Source organism: Aeromonas sobria, assembly GCF_006243315.1.
Lineage (GTDB): Bacteria > Pseudomonadota > Gammaproteobacteria > Enterobacterales > Aeromonadaceae > Aeromonas > Aeromonas sobria_A.
The window spans coordinates 26,381-41,729 of the sequence record NZ_NKWE01000059.1 but is presented as its reverse complement, the minus strand read 5'-3'; the positions used below and the strand labels follow the sequence as shown (position 1 = coordinate 41,729).

The 15,349-nt window shown below is 60.0% G+C and carries 14 protein-coding genes; 8 read left to right on the top strand and 6 right to left on the bottom strand.

From position 1 onward, the window contains the following. Positions 1-158: 158 nt before the first annotated feature. Genes hemG through pepQ form a run of 4 tightly spaced genes read right to left on the bottom strand, consistent with a single transcriptional unit; the run spans position 159 to position 4,124 of the window. Positions 159-683, bottom strand: a complete 525-nt coding sequence (gene hemG / locus CF137_RS18610; RefSeq protein ID WP_162515985.1) for a menaquinone-dependent protoporphyrinogen IX dehydrogenase — start codon at positions 681-683, stop codon at positions 159-161. 7 nt (positions 684-690) lie between these two features. Further along, positions 691-2,148, bottom strand: coding sequence for a TrkH family potassium uptake protein (locus tag CF137_RS18605; protein ID WP_101323265.1), 1,458 nt, complete (start codon positions 2,146-2,148; stop codon positions 691-693). A 36-nt stretch (positions 2,149-2,184) separates the two neighbouring features. Then, positions 2,185-2,802, bottom strand: a complete 618-nt coding sequence (locus tag CF137_RS18600; RefSeq protein ID WP_139720919.1) for a YigZ family protein — start codon at positions 2,800-2,802, stop codon at positions 2,185-2,187. Further along, the gene (gene pepQ, locus CF137_RS18595) at positions 2,802-4,124 is read right to left on the bottom strand and encodes a Xaa-Pro dipeptidase (RefSeq protein WP_139720917.1); all 1,323 of its coding nucleotides are present in this window, start codon (positions 4,122-4,124) and stop codon (positions 2,802-2,804) included. The genes CF137_RS18600 and pepQ overlap by 1 nt, the downstream gene beginning before the upstream one ends. Before the next feature lie 190 nt (positions 4,125-4,314). On the opposite strand from pepQ, the gene CF137_RS18590 reads away from it, so the two are divergent. From CF137_RS18590 to CF137_RS18565, 6 genes are all read left to right on the top strand, one after another. After that, a complete protein-coding gene (locus CF137_RS18590) occupies positions 4,315-6,252 on the top strand; it encodes an acetoacetate--CoA ligase (RefSeq protein ID WP_139720915.1) in 1,938 nt (645 codons plus the stop codon). Positions 6,253-6,456: 204 nt separating this feature from the next. Continuing rightward, a complete protein-coding gene (gene fadB / locus CF137_RS18585; RefSeq protein ID WP_139720914.1) occupies positions 6,457-8,604 on the top strand; it encodes a fatty acid oxidation complex subunit alpha FadB in 2,148 nt (715 codons plus the stop codon). A 21-nt stretch (positions 8,605-8,625) separates the two neighbouring features. Further along, positions 8,626-9,789: an acetyl-CoA C-acyltransferase FadA gene (gene fadA / locus CF137_RS18580; protein ID WP_101318966.1), complete on the top strand. Its 1,164-nt coding sequence runs from the start codon at positions 8,626-8,628 to the stop codon at positions 9,787-9,789. 278 nt (positions 9,790-10,067) lie between these two features. Continuing rightward, positions 10,068-10,790, top strand: a complete 723-nt coding sequence (locus CF137_RS18575; RefSeq protein ID WP_042021059.1) for a response regulator — start codon at positions 10,068-10,070, stop codon at positions 10,788-10,790. Then, positions 10,787-12,229 carry an ATP-binding protein gene (locus CF137_RS18570; RefSeq protein ID WP_042021062.1) on the top strand — a complete coding sequence of 481 codons (1,443 nt, stop codon included), beginning with the start codon at positions 10,787-10,789 and terminating at the stop codon, positions 12,227-12,229. Before CF137_RS18575 ends, CF137_RS18570 begins: the two co-directional genes overlap by 4 nt. Before the next feature lie 6 nt (positions 12,230-12,235). Then, a complete protein-coding gene (locus tag CF137_RS18565; RefSeq protein ID WP_139720911.1) occupies positions 12,236-13,474 on the top strand; it encodes an ABC transporter substrate-binding protein in 1,239 nt (412 codons plus the stop codon). 75 nt (positions 13,475-13,549) lie between these two features. Here the strand turns inward: CF137_RS18565 and CF137_RS18560 are convergent, their stop codons facing one another. Continuing rightward, positions 13,550-13,741, bottom strand: a complete 192-nt coding sequence (locus CF137_RS18560) for a hypothetical protein (protein WP_005339471.1) — start codon at positions 13,739-13,741, stop codon at positions 13,550-13,552. A gap of 169 nt (positions 13,742-13,910) precedes the next feature. Here CF137_RS18560 and tusA point away from each other — a divergent pair, with 169 nt between their 5' ends. Beyond that, positions 13,911-14,156 (top strand): sulfurtransferase TusA, encoded by a 246-nt coding sequence (gene tusA / locus CF137_RS18555; protein ID WP_139720909.1) that lies wholly within the window; start codon positions 13,911-13,913, stop codon positions 14,154-14,156. A 21-nt stretch (positions 14,157-14,177) separates the two neighbouring features. Then, positions 14,178-14,525: a RidA family protein gene (locus CF137_RS18550; protein ID WP_101318972.1), complete on the top strand. Its 348-nt coding sequence runs from the start codon at positions 14,178-14,180 to the stop codon at positions 14,523-14,525. A 145-nt stretch (positions 14,526-14,670) separates the two neighbouring features. Here CF137_RS18550 and CF137_RS18545 read toward each other — a convergent pair whose 3' ends face one another. After that, a complete protein-coding gene (locus CF137_RS18545; RefSeq protein ID WP_101345888.1) occupies positions 14,671-15,330 on the bottom strand; it encodes an OmpA family lipoprotein in 660 nt (219 codons plus the stop codon). Between the last annotated feature and the right edge of the window lie 19 nt (positions 15,331-15,349).

The window sequence follows — 15,349 nt, the reverse complement described above, 5'->3', positions numbered from 1 at the left end:
AGGGGCGCATTATAGGGAGCCGCGCCGGGATGACAAGAGGAAAACTGCAAAAAATGGCACTTTTTGCAGTTTTCCGGTTCAACCGTTGTTTTATTAAACAAAAGCCCCGCTTCGGCGAGGCTGTTTCGGGCAATAAACCCTGAATTCACATCAGGTTGCTACCTTTTTGACCAGAATTCGCGTGCGAAGCTGCGCACCTTTTCCCAATCGGTAAATTCGAGGTCCTTGCTGGTATCGGTGCTGCCGCCGGTGATCTTCATGATCAGCTGGATGATGCGAGTCTGCCACCAGTTATAGCGGGAGTACTGCAGCGCACCGGCAAACACCCCCAGGGTTTTCGGCTTCCAGGGAGAGAGGCGCAGGAACTTCTTCATATAGGCATTGGTTTGCGGCGTCTGCTTCTCTGGCTTGCGGGCCGTCAGGTTGACACAGAAGAAGGCGGCATTGGCCACTTCCAGCTGTTCCTGATGGGCATGAATAAAGCTGAACAGGCTGGGATGGAAGTTGCCATAGCGAATAGATGCGCCGATCAAGACCTTGGCATACTTGCTTAAGTTGCACATCGGCAGGGAGTGCAGGTCATGGATCACCACTTCGCATCCCGGCATCTGCTCCAGCATGACATCTACTATTTTGCGGGTTTGGCCATCCCGAGAGGAATAAAGCACCAGAATCTTGTCCATAACAACCTCAACTACGCCAGAAGGCAGGGGTAAACAGTACCAGAAGCGTAAAAATTTCCAATCGGCCAAACAACATGGCCACCACCAGCACCCACTGTGCCGCTGGCGAGATATTGCCGAAGTTGGCTGAGACCTCTCCCAACCCCGGCCCTACGTTGGTGAAAGCCGCCGCCACGGCGGTGAAGGCGGTCACTTCGTTTAGCCCGGTCATCAGCAACAGCAGCATAAACATAAAGAAGAGAATGATATAGGTAGCGAAGTAGCCCCACACCGCCTCGACGATGCGCTCGGGCACCGCCCGCTGCCCCAGCTTCAACGTATAGATGGCTCTGGGGTGAACCAGCCGCTTCAGCTCGCGCATCCCTTGCATGAACAGGATCATGAAACGCATCACCTTGATGCCGCCCCCGGTACTGCCCGCGCAACAGCCGATAAAAGCGGAGAACATCAACAGCATGGGCAGAAAAGAGGGCCAGTCTGCATAGGTGGTGGTGCTGTAGCCGGTGGTGGTGCCCAGAGAGACCGCCTGGAACAGACCGTGATTGAGCGCCTCTTGCCAGGTGGCATAGTGCCCGTGGGTCAGCAAGGCGACAAAGCAGATCATCACCAGGGTCGCCTGGATGGCCAGGAACACCTTGAGTTCCGCATCATAGAGGTAGCGTCCGAGCCGAACCGGGCGGTGGGAAAAGACAGTAAAGTGGAGCGCAAAGTTCACGCTGGCCAGCAGCAGGAACACCACAGTAATCAGGTTGATGACCGGACTGTTAAAGAAACCAATGCTGGCATCGTGGGTGGAGAAGCCACCGACCGACAGGGTCGAGAACGAATGGCACACCGCATCGAACAGCGTCATCCCGGCGAGCCAGTAGGCCAGCGCACAGAGCGCGGTCAGCAGCAGATAGATGAACCAGAGCGCCTTGGCCGTTTCGGCGATACGCGGCGTCACCTTGGTATCCTTGACCGGCCCCGGGATCTCGGCGCGATAGAGCTGCATGCCACCGATGCCGAGCAGTGGCAGAATGGCCACCGCCAGTACGATGATCCCCATCCCCCCCAGCCACTGCAGCAGCTGGCGGTAGAACAGAAACGCCTTGGGCAGATTATCGAGCCCGGTCAGTACCGTCGCCCCGGTAGTGGTCAGGCCGGAAAAAGATTCGAAGAAGGCTTCCGAAACCGACATGTCCGGCACATCGCCAATAATGAAGGGCACTGCCCCCACACTACCCAGCACAGTCCAGAACAGCACCACTATGAGGAAGCCCTCTTTCGAGCGCATCTCCTTCTTGTGATAGCGGTTGGGAAACCAGAGCACCACGCCGAGCAGCAGGGCGATCAGAAAAGAGCTGACGAACTCGGCACCACCCCCATCCCGATAGCCGAAGGCCACCAGCGCAGGCAACAGCATGGTCGAGCTAAATAGCGCAACCAGCAGGCCAACAATGCGAACGATGCTCAGGATGTGCATTACAGCTCCCTTTTCCCTATTAAAGAGCGATGGATTCTAGCCATCTAAGGGACTGAGGGATACCCGTCCATGAGTCCGATCGGTCAATTCACGGTCAACCTGAGCCCAAACAGAGGATTCCCACGCCACCTGCAAGGTGACCTGCTGACCGTAATCGGCCGCCAGCAATTCGCCATTGTGGCTGCTGATCAGCGACTCGACCGTCCCCATGTCACCGTAATCGCAGTGAATGAGAGAGGGAGTTCGCGGCACCTTGAGCAGGGTGGTCAGCTGCTTGAGGGCGGCACCGACACCGCCCCCATAGGCCTTGACCAGTCCACCGGTGCCAAGCTGGATACCGCCGTAGTAACGCACCACCACGGCGCAGATTTCACCGAATCCAGACCCCATCAACTGGGCCAAGATCGGCTTGCCCGCCGTGCCGGAAGGTTCGCCATCATCGCTGAAGCCATAGACCTGGCTATCTTGCGGCGCACCCGCCACAAAGGCCCAGCAGTGATGGCGAGCGGTCGGATGTTGACGCTTGATCTCATTGACCCACCCCTTGGCCGCCTCGACGGTCGGGGTGTGGGCAATCAGGGTAATGAAGCGGCTCCTCTTGATCTCTTCGGTCAGTTCCAGCGGGGCGGCCGGAATGGAGTACGCTGCCGCCATCAGAGCCCTGCTTGTCTGGTCATGTTCTCCACCCCGTTGGCGTGCAGCACTATGTTGTCTTCGATGCGGATGCCGCCAAACGGCCGCAGTGCCTCCACCTTGTTCCAGTTGACCCGTTTGCCCTGTTCGCCCTGACGCAGCGGCTCCAGCAAACTGTCGATAAAGTAGAGCCCCGGCTCGATAGTGAACACCTGATCCACCTCCATCACCCGGGTGCAGCGCAGATAGGGGAACAGCTCGGGCGCCGCCAGATGGGTGCCGCGCTCATCCTGCATGAAGCCACCGGCGTCGTGCACCTGCAGACCAAGGAAGTGGCCGAGGCCGTGGGGGAAGAAGACGTTGGTCACCCCGGTGTTGATCATCTCATCCACCGACATGTCCACCAGCTCGGTAGCTTGCAGCAGACGCGCCAGCTTGTGATGCATCTGCAGATGCAGCTCGCTGTAGCGGCGACCCGGTTTGATCTCCTTGATGATCTCCTGCTGCTGCTCGTCGAGGGCAGCAATCAGATCGGCAAACTCGCCGCGCCGCCACGCCCAGGTACGGGTGATGTCGGAGGCGTAGCCGTGAAAATCGACGCCGGCATCGATCAGGAAGGAGTGGCGCTCCGCATCCGGCACCCGCAAGGCAGACAAATGGGTGTAGTGAAGGATGGCCGCGCTGCGGTTGATGGCGACGATATTGCCGTAGGGCGCCTCATTGGCCCCCTGCCCGACCGCCTTCATATAGGCCAGATTGATCTCGAACTCGCTCGCCCCCGCCATAAAGGAGTCCTTGGCGGCGATATGGCCGCGCACGCCGATGCGGGTCGCCTCGCGCAGACACTCCAGCTCGTAGGGGGTCTTGTAGGCGCGGTGATAGTGCAGGTAGTTGAGCACAGCCTCCGGATTGGGCTGGGTCAGCCCCAGCAGCTCGGCCACTTCCAGATGGCCGCCCAGATAGGCCCACTCCTGCTTGTTGGCGGGCAGATGGTCAGCCACCTGCTCCGGCCGGGTCAGGAAACGGATATCGAAGAACTCGACCCAGAAGGCATTGGGCAGGTCCGCCACCTTGTGCCAGAAATCCACCGGACGATAGAACAGCAGCACCGGTTTGTTCACCCCATCCACCAGCAGCCAACAGTGGGGGTTGTCCAGCACCGGCAACCAGGCCTTGAAGTGCGGGTTTACCTTGAACGGGTAATCCTGATCATCGAGGAAGATGCGGTGGGTCTGGCCGGAGTGGATGGCCAGTCCGCTGAGCCCCTGTTGTTGCAGAATGTCGCGGGTACGCTGCTGCAAGGTATCGAGGTGCTGGGCAAAAAGTTGGCTGTAGCTGCTCATGGCGTCCTGCTCCGAGGTGAATGTGATAGCAGCATAACACCAAGCTCGGGGCGGCTCGACCCGTCAAGCTGTCGCTTCGTGAGGTAACGCATGCGTTACAAAGTGTTTGTTATCAACAGAAAACCAATCATTAACAAATCAAAAACAATTCAATACACTGCCGCTAGATACATGACGTCAGGGATTACTCATGGACAACCTCTGCCTGTGGCAACCGGATCCGCTCGGGATGCAGCAATCCAACCTCTACCGCTTTATGGCGGAGGTGAACCGTTTCCACGGCTTGCAGTTGCAGAACTATCCGCAGCTTTACCAATGGTCGGTGGAGAAGACCACCCGTTTCTGGCCGCTGGTGTGGCAGCACTGCGGCGTCAAGGGCGAGCTCGGCAACATAGTGGCGGAGAACCGTCAGGATATGCAGCGCACCCGCTGGTTCCCCGACAGCCGCCTCAACTTCGCCGAAAACCTGCTGCGCCGTCAGGACGAGAGCCCGGCCATCATCTCCCGCATCGAAGGGAGTCCAAGCCGCACCCTCAGCTGGCGTGAATTGAGTGATCAGGTGGCCCGGCTGGCTCAGTGGCTGCGCCAGCAGGGGATTGGTCGTGGCGATGTGGTGGCCGCCTACCTGCCCAATATTCCGGAAACCGTGGTTGCCATGCTGGCCACCAGCAGCCTAGGGGCGATCTGGACCTCCACCAGCCCCGACTTTGGCGAGGCCAGCGTGGTGGAGCGCTTCGGCCAGACCCGGCCGCGAGTGCTGTTCGCGGTGGATGGCTATCGCTACAACGGCAAGGGGATCGACATTCAGCAGAAGGTCGCCAGCGTGGTGAGCCAGTTAGGCAGCATAGAGCAGACGGTGATGATCCCGCTACTCGGCAACCCGCTGCAGCTTGGCCACGACTGGCAGCAACTGCTGGCGAGCCAGCACGGCGCCCAGCTCACCTTCGAGCCGATGGCCTTCAACGATCCGCTCTATATCCTCTATTCGTCCGGCACCACCGGCAAACCCAAGTGCATCGTCCACGGCATCGGCGGCACCCTGCTGCAACACCTGAAAGAGCATCAGCTGCACTGCGACATCAAACCGGGGGAGCGGATCTTCTACTTCACCACCTGCGGCTGGATGATGTGGAACTGGCTGGTGAGCGCCCTCGCCTCTGGCGCCACCCTGGTGCTCTACGATGGCTCGCCGTTTTACCCGGATGGCAACGTGCTGTGGGATCTCGCCCGCGACGAGCAGGTCAGCTTGTTCGGCACCTCGGCCAAGTATCTTGATGCGTTGCACAAGCAGGGTTATGCCCCCATCAAGACCCACGACTTGCCGCAGTTGCGGCTGATCTGCAGCACCGGATCTGTGCTGTCGCCTGAGGGGTTCGACTACGTCTACCAGCAGATAAAACAGGATGTGCAGCTCAGCTCCATCTCCGGCGGCACCGATATCTGCTCCTGCTTCGTCATCGGCAACCCCCTCAGCCCGGTCTATCGCGGCGAGAGTCAGGGGCGCGGCCTCGGCCTTGCGGTACAGGTATTCAACGAAGCGGGCCAGCCGGTGCAGGGGGAGAAGGGCGAGCTGGTCTGCACCAAGCCGTTCCCGGCCCAGCCGGTGGGCTTCTGGGGAGATGAGAGCGGCGACAAATACCGCGCCGCCTACTTCGAGCGGTTCGACAACATCTGGTGCCACGGCGACTGGATCGAGCTGACCCCGACCGGCGGCATTCTGTTCTACGGCCGCTCCGACGCCACCCTCAACCCGGGCGGCGTGCGCATCGGCACCAGCGAGATCTACCGTTATGTCGAGCAGCTGGACGAGGTGGAAGAGAGCATCGTCATCGGCCAGCAGTGGCAGCAGGACGAACGAGTGGTGCTGTTCGTCAAGCTCAAGGCGGGCTGCAAGCTGGATGAGCCGCTGCGCGAGCGGATCCGCCAGCAAATAAAGCAGCACTGCACCGCCCGCCACGTGCCGGCCCGCATCCTGCAGGTGGATGCCATCCCCCGTACCAAGTCCGGCAAGATCGTCGAACTGGCGGTGCGGGAAGTGGTGCACAACAGACCCGTCAACAACACCCATGCCCTCGCCGATCCCGAGGTGCTGAACCAGTATCGCAACCGGCCGGAACTGGCCAGTTGATAACAAACTCACATCCACCCCAGGCGCCGCAAGGCGCCTCTCTTTTGCCCATTTTGTGATGAAGAGCTTTTACTCGAGAACTGTTAAACAAATGTTTTAAATAGGTGTTGAAAATGTCTCCTTTTGGATCAATAGTGAGCCTCGCCCCCTGCTGGGGATAAAGGAGCAACACCCCCCACTGAGTGGGAACAAGGAGACACTCTCATGATCTACCAAGGCGAAACCCTGTCGGTCAGCTACCTCGAAAACGGCATTGCCGAACTGAGGTTTGATGCCCCGGGTTCAGTCAACAAGCTGGATCGCGCTACCCTGCTCTCCCTGAGCGAAGCGATCACCGCATTACAACAAGAACGTGAACTAAAAGGTCTGATCCTCACCTCCGGCAAAGACGCCTTTATCGTCGGCGCCGATATTACCGAATTCCTGGAACTGTTCGATCTGCCGCAAGAAGATCTGCTCGGCTGGCTGAAAAAGGCCAACGACATCTTCAACGCCATCGAAGATCTGCCGGTGCCGACCCTCTCTGCCATCAAGGGCCACGCCCTGGGCGGCGGCTGCGAGACCATTCTCTCCACCGATTTCCGCCTGGCTGATACCACAGCCAAAATCGGCCTGCCCGAGACCAAACTCGGCATCATGCCGGGCTTTGGCGGCACCGTCCGTCTGCCACGGGTGATCGGCGCCGACAACGCGCTGGAGTGGATCACCACCGGCAAGGATTACCGTGCCGATGATGCCCTCAAGGTGGGTGCCATCGATGCCGTGGTCGCCCCCGATGCGCTGCACAGCGCTGCGCTGCAGATGATGAAAGACGCCATCGCGGGCAAGCTGGACTGGCAGAGCCGTCGCGCCGCCAAGAAAGCCCCGCTGCGCCTCTCCAAACTGGAAGCCATGATGAGCTTCACCACCGCTGCCGGCATGGTTGCCGCCGTGGCGGGCAAGCACTATCCGGCGCCGATGACCGCGGTGAAAACCGTCGAAGCCGCCGCTGGCATGGGCCGTGACGAGGCGCTGGCCGTCGAGGCACAGGGCTTTATCAAGCTGGCCAAGACCGATGTCGCCAAGGCGCTGGTTGGTATCTTCTTGAACGATCAGCACATCAAGGCGCTGGCCAAGAAGGCTGCCAAGCAGGCTGCTAAGGCCACTCGCCACGCTGCCGTACTGGGTGCGGGCATCATGGGGGGCGGCATCGCCTACCAGTCTGCCAGCAAGGGCATTCCGGCAGTGATGAAGGATATCAACGAGAAGGCACTGGCGCTTGGCATGGGCGAAGCCACCAAGCTGCTCAACGGTCAGCTCGAAAAAGGCCGCATCGATGGCATCAAGATGGGCCAGGTGCTCTCTGCCATCACCCCGACCCTTAGCTATGACAACGTCAAGCATGTGGATCTGGTGGTCGAAGCCGTGGTCGAGAACCCCAAGGTGAAGGCCGCCGTACTGGGCGAAGTGGAAGGGATCATTGGCGAAGACGCCGTGCTCGCCAGCAACACCTCCACCATTCCCATCTCCCTGCTGGCCAAGGGGCTGAAGCGCCCGCAGAACTTCTGCGGCATGCACTTCTTCAACCCGGTACACCGCATGCCACTGGTGGAGATCATCCGCGGCGAGCAGACTTCCGATGAAACCATCAACCGCGTGGTGGCCTATGCCGCCGCCATGGGCAAGTCCCCGGTGGTGGTCAACGACTGCCCGGGCTTCTTCGTCAACCGGGTGCTGTTCCCCTACTTCTTCGGCTTCAACAAGCTGGTTGCCGATGGTGCCGACTTCGCCGCCGTCGACAAGGTGATGGAGAAGGAGTTTGGCTGGCCCATGGGCCCCGCCTACCTGCTGGACGTGGTCGGCATCGACACCGGTCACCATGCCGGTAATGTGATGGCGCAGGGTTTCCCGGCACGCATGAGCAAGGAAGGTCGCACCGCCATCGACGTGATGTATGAGGTGAGCCGCTTCGGTCAGAAGAATGGCAAGGGTTTCTACTCTTACGAGCAGGACAAGAAGGGCAAGCCGAAGAAGGTGGCCGACGCCGCGGCTTACGAGCTGCTGGCCCCCATTGCCAAGCCGAAGCAGGACTTTGACAAGGAAGCCATCATAGCTCGCATGATGATCCCGATGATCAACGAGGTGGTGCTCTGCTTGGAAGAGGGCATTGTTGCCACCCCAGCCGAAGCCGACATCGCACTGGTCTACGGTCTGGGCTTCCCTCCCTTCCGCGGCGGCGTGTTCCGCTATCTGGACACCATTGGTCTGGATCGTTACGTGGCCATGGCCGACCAGTATGCCGATTTGGGCCCGCTCTATCGCGTCAGCGACAAGCTGCGTGAAATGGCCGCCCAGGGCAAAACCTTCTACTGATTGCGGAAAGGAGATCCATTCATGAAAGACGTAGTCATTGTCGACTGTATCCGGACCCCCATGGGCCGGTCCAAGGGCGGCGCCTTCCGCAACGTGCGTGCAGAAGATCTGTCCGCGCACCTGATGAAATCCATCCTGCTGCGCAACCCCAACCTCGACCCGAACGAGATCGAGGATATCTACTGGGGCTGCGTGCAGCAGACTCTGGAGCAGGGCTTCAACATCGCCCGTAACGCCTCACTGCTGGCTGGTATTCCGAAGCAGGTGGGGGCGGTCACCGTCAACCGTCTGTGCGGATCAAGCATGCAGGCGCTGCACGACGCCTCCCGCGCCATTCAGGTAGGTGATGGGGATATCTTCATCATCGGCGGCGTCGAGCACATGGGCCACGTGCCGATGAGCCACGGCGTCGACTTCCACCCCGGCATGGCCAAGTCAGTGGCGAAAGCCTCCGGCATGATGGGACTGACCGCCGAAATGCTCGGCAAGCTGCATGGCATCAGCCGCCAGCAGCAGGACGAGTTTGCCGCCCGCTCCCATCGCCGCTCCTATGCTGCGACCGTGGAAGGGCGTTTTGCCAAAGAGATCGTCGGATTGGAAGGCCATGACGCCAGCGGCGCCCGCTTCTTCTACGACTACGACGAGGTGATCCGCCCGGAGACCACGGTCGAAACCCTGAGCCAGCTGCGCCCGGTGTTTGACCCGGTCAACGGCACCGTCACTGCCGGCACCTCCTCGGCTCTGTCTGACGGCGCCGCCGCCATGCTGGTGATGAGTGCGGATCGCGCCAAGGCCCTCGGCCTCACGCCCCGCGCCAGGGTGCGCGCCATGGCGATCGCCGGTTGTGATGCCGCCATCATGGGTTACGGCCCGGTACCGGCCACCCAGAAGGCGCTCAAGCGTGCCGGTCTGACCGTTGGCGATATCGACCTGTTCGAGCTGAACGAAGCCTTTGCCGCCCAGTCCCTGCCCTGCGTCAAGGATTTGGGTCTGCAGGATCTGGTGGACGAGAAGGTAAATCTGAACGGCGGCGCCATTGCGCTGGGCCACCCCCTCGGCTGCTCCGGTGCCCGCATCTCCACCACCCTCATCAATCTGATGGAGGAGAAAGATGCCACCCTGGGGGTTGCCACCATGTGTATCGGTCTGGGTCAGGGTATCGCCACCGTATTCGAACGGGTGTGATGACCAGCCGGATCGACGGGATGCATGACTGAGTGTTGTCCCTTTTCGGGGCCAGTCTGACTGGCCCTTTTTCAAGTCTGTGACGAGAGCCACACGGGGTGATCGTCAGTTGTCAGCAGTTATCTGTTGGCCGTCCCGTTTGGGTCGGCCTTTTTTCGTTTTAACCTTATCAATAGCCTGTTATTGCCTTAAACCTCACATTAGATGGGGGGCTTGCTTGCTTTTTACTCCCCCGACAGGTTCAATCTGCACAAAAAAATGGGTGGATGCACATACATATGTCAATGAGCAAACAACTGCTGATCGTCGATGACGACCAAGAGATCCGCGAGCTGCTCAATGAGTACCTGACCCGGGCGGGCTTTCAGGTATTGACGGCCGCCGGTGGCAACGAGATGCGCCAGCAACTCGCCCAGCACAGCCCGGACCTGATTATTCTGGACATCATGATGCCCGGCGAGGACGGTTTTACCCTCTGCCAGCAGATCCGTCGTGACTCCCAGGTGCCCATTATCATGCTGACCGCCGCCTCCGACGAAGCGGATCGGGTGATCGGCCTCGAGCTCGGCGCCGACGACTATATCGCCAAGCCGTTCAGCCCCCGTGAACTGCAGGCCCGCATCAAGGCACTGCTGCGCCGCGCCGAATTCCGCCAACCGGAAAAAGAGAAGGAGCCGAGCCGCCGCCTGCGGTTTGCCGAGTGGACCCTCGACACCCTGAGCCACCAGCTGACCCATGACGATGGCAGCCTGCTGGATCTCTCTGGCAGCGATGCCATGCTGCTCGGCATGTTCCTGCAACAGCCCGGTCTGGTGCTGGATCGGGATACCATCTCCGATGCCACCCGCGGCCGCGAGAGCCTGCCGATGGAGCGCGGCATCGACGTGCAGATCAGCCGCCTGCGCCAGAAGCTGGGTGACAACGGCAAGAGTCCGCGCATCATCAAGACCATTCGCGGCAGCGGTTACATGCTGATTGCCGAGGTGCACGAGCTGCCATGAGCCACAAGTGGTCCTGGGGGGCGCTGGTGCCCCGCTCCCTGCTATCACGGATGATCCTGCTGCTGTTGCTGGCCATCCTGCTCTCCCAGACCATTCTGACCGGCATCTGGATGCAGCAGATCCAGAAGCGGGAGCTGGAGGGGATGATCAGCACCACCCGCAACCTGGCGCTCTCCGCCGCCTCCACCGTCAACTTTTTCAAATCCCTGCCGCTGCAGTATCGCCATATCGCGCTGGACCAGCTGCGCAACATGGGCGGCAGCCGCTTCTTCGTCTCGCTCAACGAGGAAGAGATCCACATCAACGCCATCCCCGACAGCGAGCGCAAGACGCTGGTGCTGCAGGAGGTGCAGGGGGTGCTGACCCGCAAGCTCTCCGATGCCATGGCGATCAAGGTGGATTTCTCCCGCCCCGACGACCTTCACGTCTTCAACAATGACACCCTGCTGGCGGATCTCCCCTCCTCCTGGGCCCGCTACACCCTGTCGCTGGAACCGCTCAATCCGCCGGTGCTGGTGACCCAGATCGAGATTGAAAAGGGGGAGTGGCTCTATCTGGCGGCCCTGCTGCCCGCCCCCTACATGACGCTGGATGACACCGTGATGCCGAGCAATCAGGTGCGTTTCATCGCCCTGATGACGGTGTTCCTCTGCTTCTTCACCTTTATGCTGGTGCGCTGGCAGACCCGCCCGCTGCGCCGTCTCGCCAAGGCGGCGGTGAATCTGGGCAAGGATATCGACCAGCCTTCGCTGAAAGAAGAAGGGGCGTCGGAGATCGTGGCGGCCACCCGCGCCTTCAACATCATGCAGCACCGCATTCGCCGTTATATCGATGATAGAGAGCGGCTGTTCAGCTCCATCTCCCACGACCTCAAGACCCCCATCACCCGGCTGCGGCTGCGGGTCGAGCTGCTCGACGACGAGGTGCAGATCGGCAAGTTCAACAAGGATCTCGACGAGCTGGAGCTGATGGTGAAAGGGGCGCTGCAGACGGTAAAAGAGACCGACATTCACGAGAACATCGAGGAGATCGACATCAACGCCCTGCTGGAGCAGATGGCGGAGTCGATGAACCTGCACGACGAGCGACTGACTATCGAGGGGCACTGCAAGTGGCCCTATCGCGGCAAGCTGCTGGCGCTCAAACGCTGCATCGGCAATCTGGTGGATAACGGCATCAAATATGGTCAGCGGGTACGCATCATCATCATGGATGACGCGGAAATGTTGATCCTGTTCATCATGGACGAAGGTCCCGGCCTGCCGGAAGATCAGTTCGAACGCATCTTCGAACCCTATTACCGGCTCAGTACCGATCAGGCGGGAACCGGCCTCGGCCTTGGCATCGCCCGCAATATTTCCCACGCCCATGGCGGCGATCTGGTGCTGGAAAATCGTCCGCAAGGCGGCCTGCAGGCCACCCTCTCTCTCCCAAGGTAGTTGCCCATGAAGTGGTTCCCGATCTCCCTGCTTGCCCTGCTCTGTGGCTCTGCCTCCGCCTCCCAGGTGGAGGTGCTGCACTGGTGGACCTCCGGTGGCGAAGCGAAAGCGGTGGAAGAACTCAAATCCGAATGGGCTGCCCAAGGCAATCAGTGGAATGATTTCGCGGTGCAAGGGGGCGGCGGCAAGAGCGCCATGACGGTGCTGAAAAGCCGGGCGCTGGCAGCCAACCCGCCGGAGGCGGCGCACCTCAAGGGTTACGAGCTCAAGGAGTGGGCCGGTCTCGGTTTCTTGCGCGACCTCAGCCCGATGGCCGAACACCTTGGCTGGTATGCCAAAATGCCCCCCATGGTGCGGGCTACCCTCAGCCAGCATGACGCCCTGATGGCGGTGCCGACCGGCATCCATCGAGTCAACTGGCTGTGGCTCAACCGCAAGGTGTTCGAGCAGCAAAAGCTGACGCCACCCGATGACTGGGCCCAGTTCATCACGGTCGCCGAGCAGCTTAAAAAACGGGACATCACCCCGCTCGCCATCGGCAACGAACCCTGGCAGCTGGCGGTGCTGTTTGAAACGGTAGCGCTTGGTGAGGGCGGTAAAGAGTTCTACCGCAAGGCGTTTCTCGAACAGGACAGCGCTACCCTGACCGGCCCCGACATGGTGCGGGTCCTGACCCGCTTCCACCAGCTACGGGCCTATGTACCGCAAAAATACGCGGGCCTTAAGTGGCACCAGGCCACCAACTTGCTGGAGAGTGGTGGCGCCGCCATGCAGCTGATGGGGGACTGGGTAAAAGGGGAGCTGAGCGCGGGCAACTACCGGCCCGGTGAGGATATCGCCTGCCTGCCGAGCCCGGGTAGCGCCGGGCTGTTCAGCTACAACCTCGACTCCATCGCCATGTTCAAGCAGCGGGATCCGGCCCAGCTACAGGCCCAGGGCGACTTGGCCCAGCTGCTGATGACGCCGAAATTCCAGCAGGAGTTCAATCGGGTGAAGGGATCGATCCCGGCACTGACCAACCCTGATATGAGCAAGTTCGACCGCTGCGCCATCCACTCCTATCAGGATTTCCTGCAAGCGGAAAAGCAGGACAACCTGCTACCCAGCATGGCAGAGGGGATGGCCACCCCGACCAATATGCGTCAGGCCATCTTTGACGTGCTCGGTAACTTCTTCAATGACGCCAAAGGCGACCCGCAACAGACGGCGCTGCAACTGGAACGCGCCATGCGCTCGACCCGCTGATCCGGACAAATTGCCAAACGGCAGAAATGACAAAGGCGGAATTGCTCCGCCTTTGTTGTTGAATCGTCATCCGATTCAGGATTGATCGTTTTCGTCCTCATCCTCGTCATAGTAATCGCTGAGCTCGATCCAGAGCCCCAATCCGACCATCACCATGGAGCCGAACCAGGTACCGGTATTCCCGATCGGGCTGCCCATCACTATCATGGCGAAAGACAAGAACCCCATGCCTGCGTAGGCCTGTAATCTGCCGTAGGAAACCTGCATATTCACCTCCTTGTTGAATATGGTGCAATTTTTATATTACTCGTCCGGCGCACACTGGATAGGGTTAAATAACATTTTGGTTACATATGCTGGTTAACAGGGCGTTTATTTGATTATTTTTTAGCCCTGAGTATCATTGGCAGCCGAATAGGTTGAAGGTTGATAATAGATGAGTGATTTATTCTGCAGCGCAACCCATGAGTTGGACGCAATCGGGCTTCGTTGCCCGGAACCCGTGATGATGGTTCGCAAGAAAGTGCGGCTGATGGCGGATGGCGAGACCCTGCTGGTCAGCGCCGACGACCCTTCAACCACCCGCGACATTCCCAGTTTCTGCCGCTTTATGGATCACACCCTGATCGCCAGCGAGACAGAGCAGGCCCCTTACCGCTATCTGATCCGCAAGGGTCAATAAGCCCCAGTACCGGAGCAATCCATGACAACCATTACCCGAATCGGCACCACCCAGCGTTGGTCAGATGTGGTCATCCACAATGGCACCCTCTATGTGGTAGAAGTCCCTGTCAGTGAAGAGGCGGATATCCACCAGCAGACCCGCGAAGTGCTGACCAGCCTGCAGCGCCTGCTGGAAGCCAACGGCTCCGGCGTCAACAAGATCCTGATGGCCAACATCTATCTCAAGGACATCAGCGACATCGCCGCCTTCAACGAACAGTGGGACAGCTGGATCCCGGCTGGCACCGCACCGGTTCGCGCCTGCGTACAGGCCCGCCTCGCCCATGAAGGCTACAAGGTGGAAGTGCAGCTGACTGCGGCTGTCTAAGAGTCGGTTTTCCCCTCATCCCCAGCCCTTCTCCCGCAAGGGGAGAAGGGAGTAAAGAACCACGCCGCCATTGCTCGCAACGGCATAAATGAAAAGGCCCCGCCATCACTGGCGGGGCCTTTTTCATTACAAGACCACTGGCGGCTTATTTGCCGGTCGGAGTCAGGGTAATGGTGACGCGACGGTTCTGCGCCTTGCCGTCAGCGGTGCTGTTAGAAGCAATCGGCTGATCCGGGCCAACGCCACGAGTAGAGATGCGGCTGCCTGATACACCCTGGCCAATCAGCTGGGCGGCAACGGCATCGGCACGCTCGCGAGAGAGCTTCATGTTCAGATCGCGGGAACCTGAGCTGTCGGTGTGACCAACCACGTTCAGGCGGGTCTTGTCGAACTCGGCAACCACCATGGCCACGCCGGAGAGGGTGTTGGCACCGGCCGCTTTCAACTGGGAGCTGGAGCTGTCGAAGGTCACGCTGTTCGGCATATTGAGGATCAGTTCGTCACCGTTACGGGTAACACTGACGCCGGTGCCCTGCAACTTCTCGCGCAGCTTGGCTTCCTGCACATCCATGTAATAACCGATACCACCACCCAGTGCGGCACCTGCGGCCACGCCGGTCCAGATACCCTTCTTGCGATCGCCCTTGCTGGAAGACATGGCACCCACTGCAGCACCGGTCGCGGCACCCGCCAGTGAACCCCACACAGCCTTGGAAGTTTGCTGCTCACCGGTATACGGGTTGGTAGTGCAACCACTCAGCGCCACAGCCAATGCAACCGCCGGAACAATCATCTTGAAATGCATGTAAAAACCTCTGAAAAAA

Coding starts and splice junctions, on each gene's coding strand:
- CF137_RS18600 (WP_139720919.1), bottom strand. CDS start 2,802: ATGGCGGCAGCGTACTCCATTCCGGCCGCCCCGCTGGAACTGACCGAA.
- fadB (WP_139720914.1), top strand. CDS start 6,457: ATGATCTACCAAGGCGAAACCCTGTCGGTCAGCTACCTCGAAAACGGC.
- CF137_RS18550 (WP_101318972.1), top strand. CDS start 14,178: ATGACAACCATTACCCGAATCGGCACCACCCAGCGTTGGTCAGATGTG.
- CF137_RS18605 (WP_101323265.1), bottom strand. CDS start 2,148: ATGCACATCCTGAGCATCGTTCGCATTGTTGGCCTGCTGGTTGCGCTA.
- tusA (WP_139720909.1), top strand. CDS start 13,911: ATGAGTGATTTATTCTGCAGCGCAACCCATGAGTTGGACGCAATCGGG.
- hemG (WP_162515985.1), bottom strand. CDS start 683: ATGGACAAGATTCTGGTGCTTTATTCCTCTCGGGATGGCCAAACCCGC.
- CF137_RS18565 (WP_139720911.1), top strand. CDS start 12,236: ATGAAGTGGTTCCCGATCTCCCTGCTTGCCCTGCTCTGTGGCTCTGCC.
- pepQ (WP_139720917.1), bottom strand. CDS start 4,124: ATGAGCAGCTACAGCCAACTTTTTGCCCAGCACCTCGATACCTTGCAG.
- fadA (WP_101318966.1), top strand. CDS start 8,626: ATGAAAGACGTAGTCATTGTCGACTGTATCCGGACCCCCATGGGCCGG.
- CF137_RS18575 (WP_042021059.1), top strand. CDS start 10,068: ATGTCAATGAGCAAACAACTGCTGATCGTCGATGACGACCAAGAGATC.
- CF137_RS18570 (WP_042021062.1), top strand. CDS start 10,787: ATGAGCCACAAGTGGTCCTGGGGGGCGCTGGTGCCCCGCTCCCTGCTA.
- CF137_RS18560 (WP_005339471.1), bottom strand. CDS start 13,741: ATGCAGGTTTCCTACGGCAGATTACAGGCCTACGCAGGCATGGGGTTC.
- CF137_RS18590 (WP_139720915.1), top strand. CDS start 4,315: ATGGACAACCTCTGCCTGTGGCAACCGGATCCGCTCGGGATGCAGCAA.
- CF137_RS18545 (WP_101345888.1), bottom strand. CDS start 15,330: ATGCATTTCAAGATGATTGTTCCGGCGGTTGCATTGGCTGTGGCGCTG.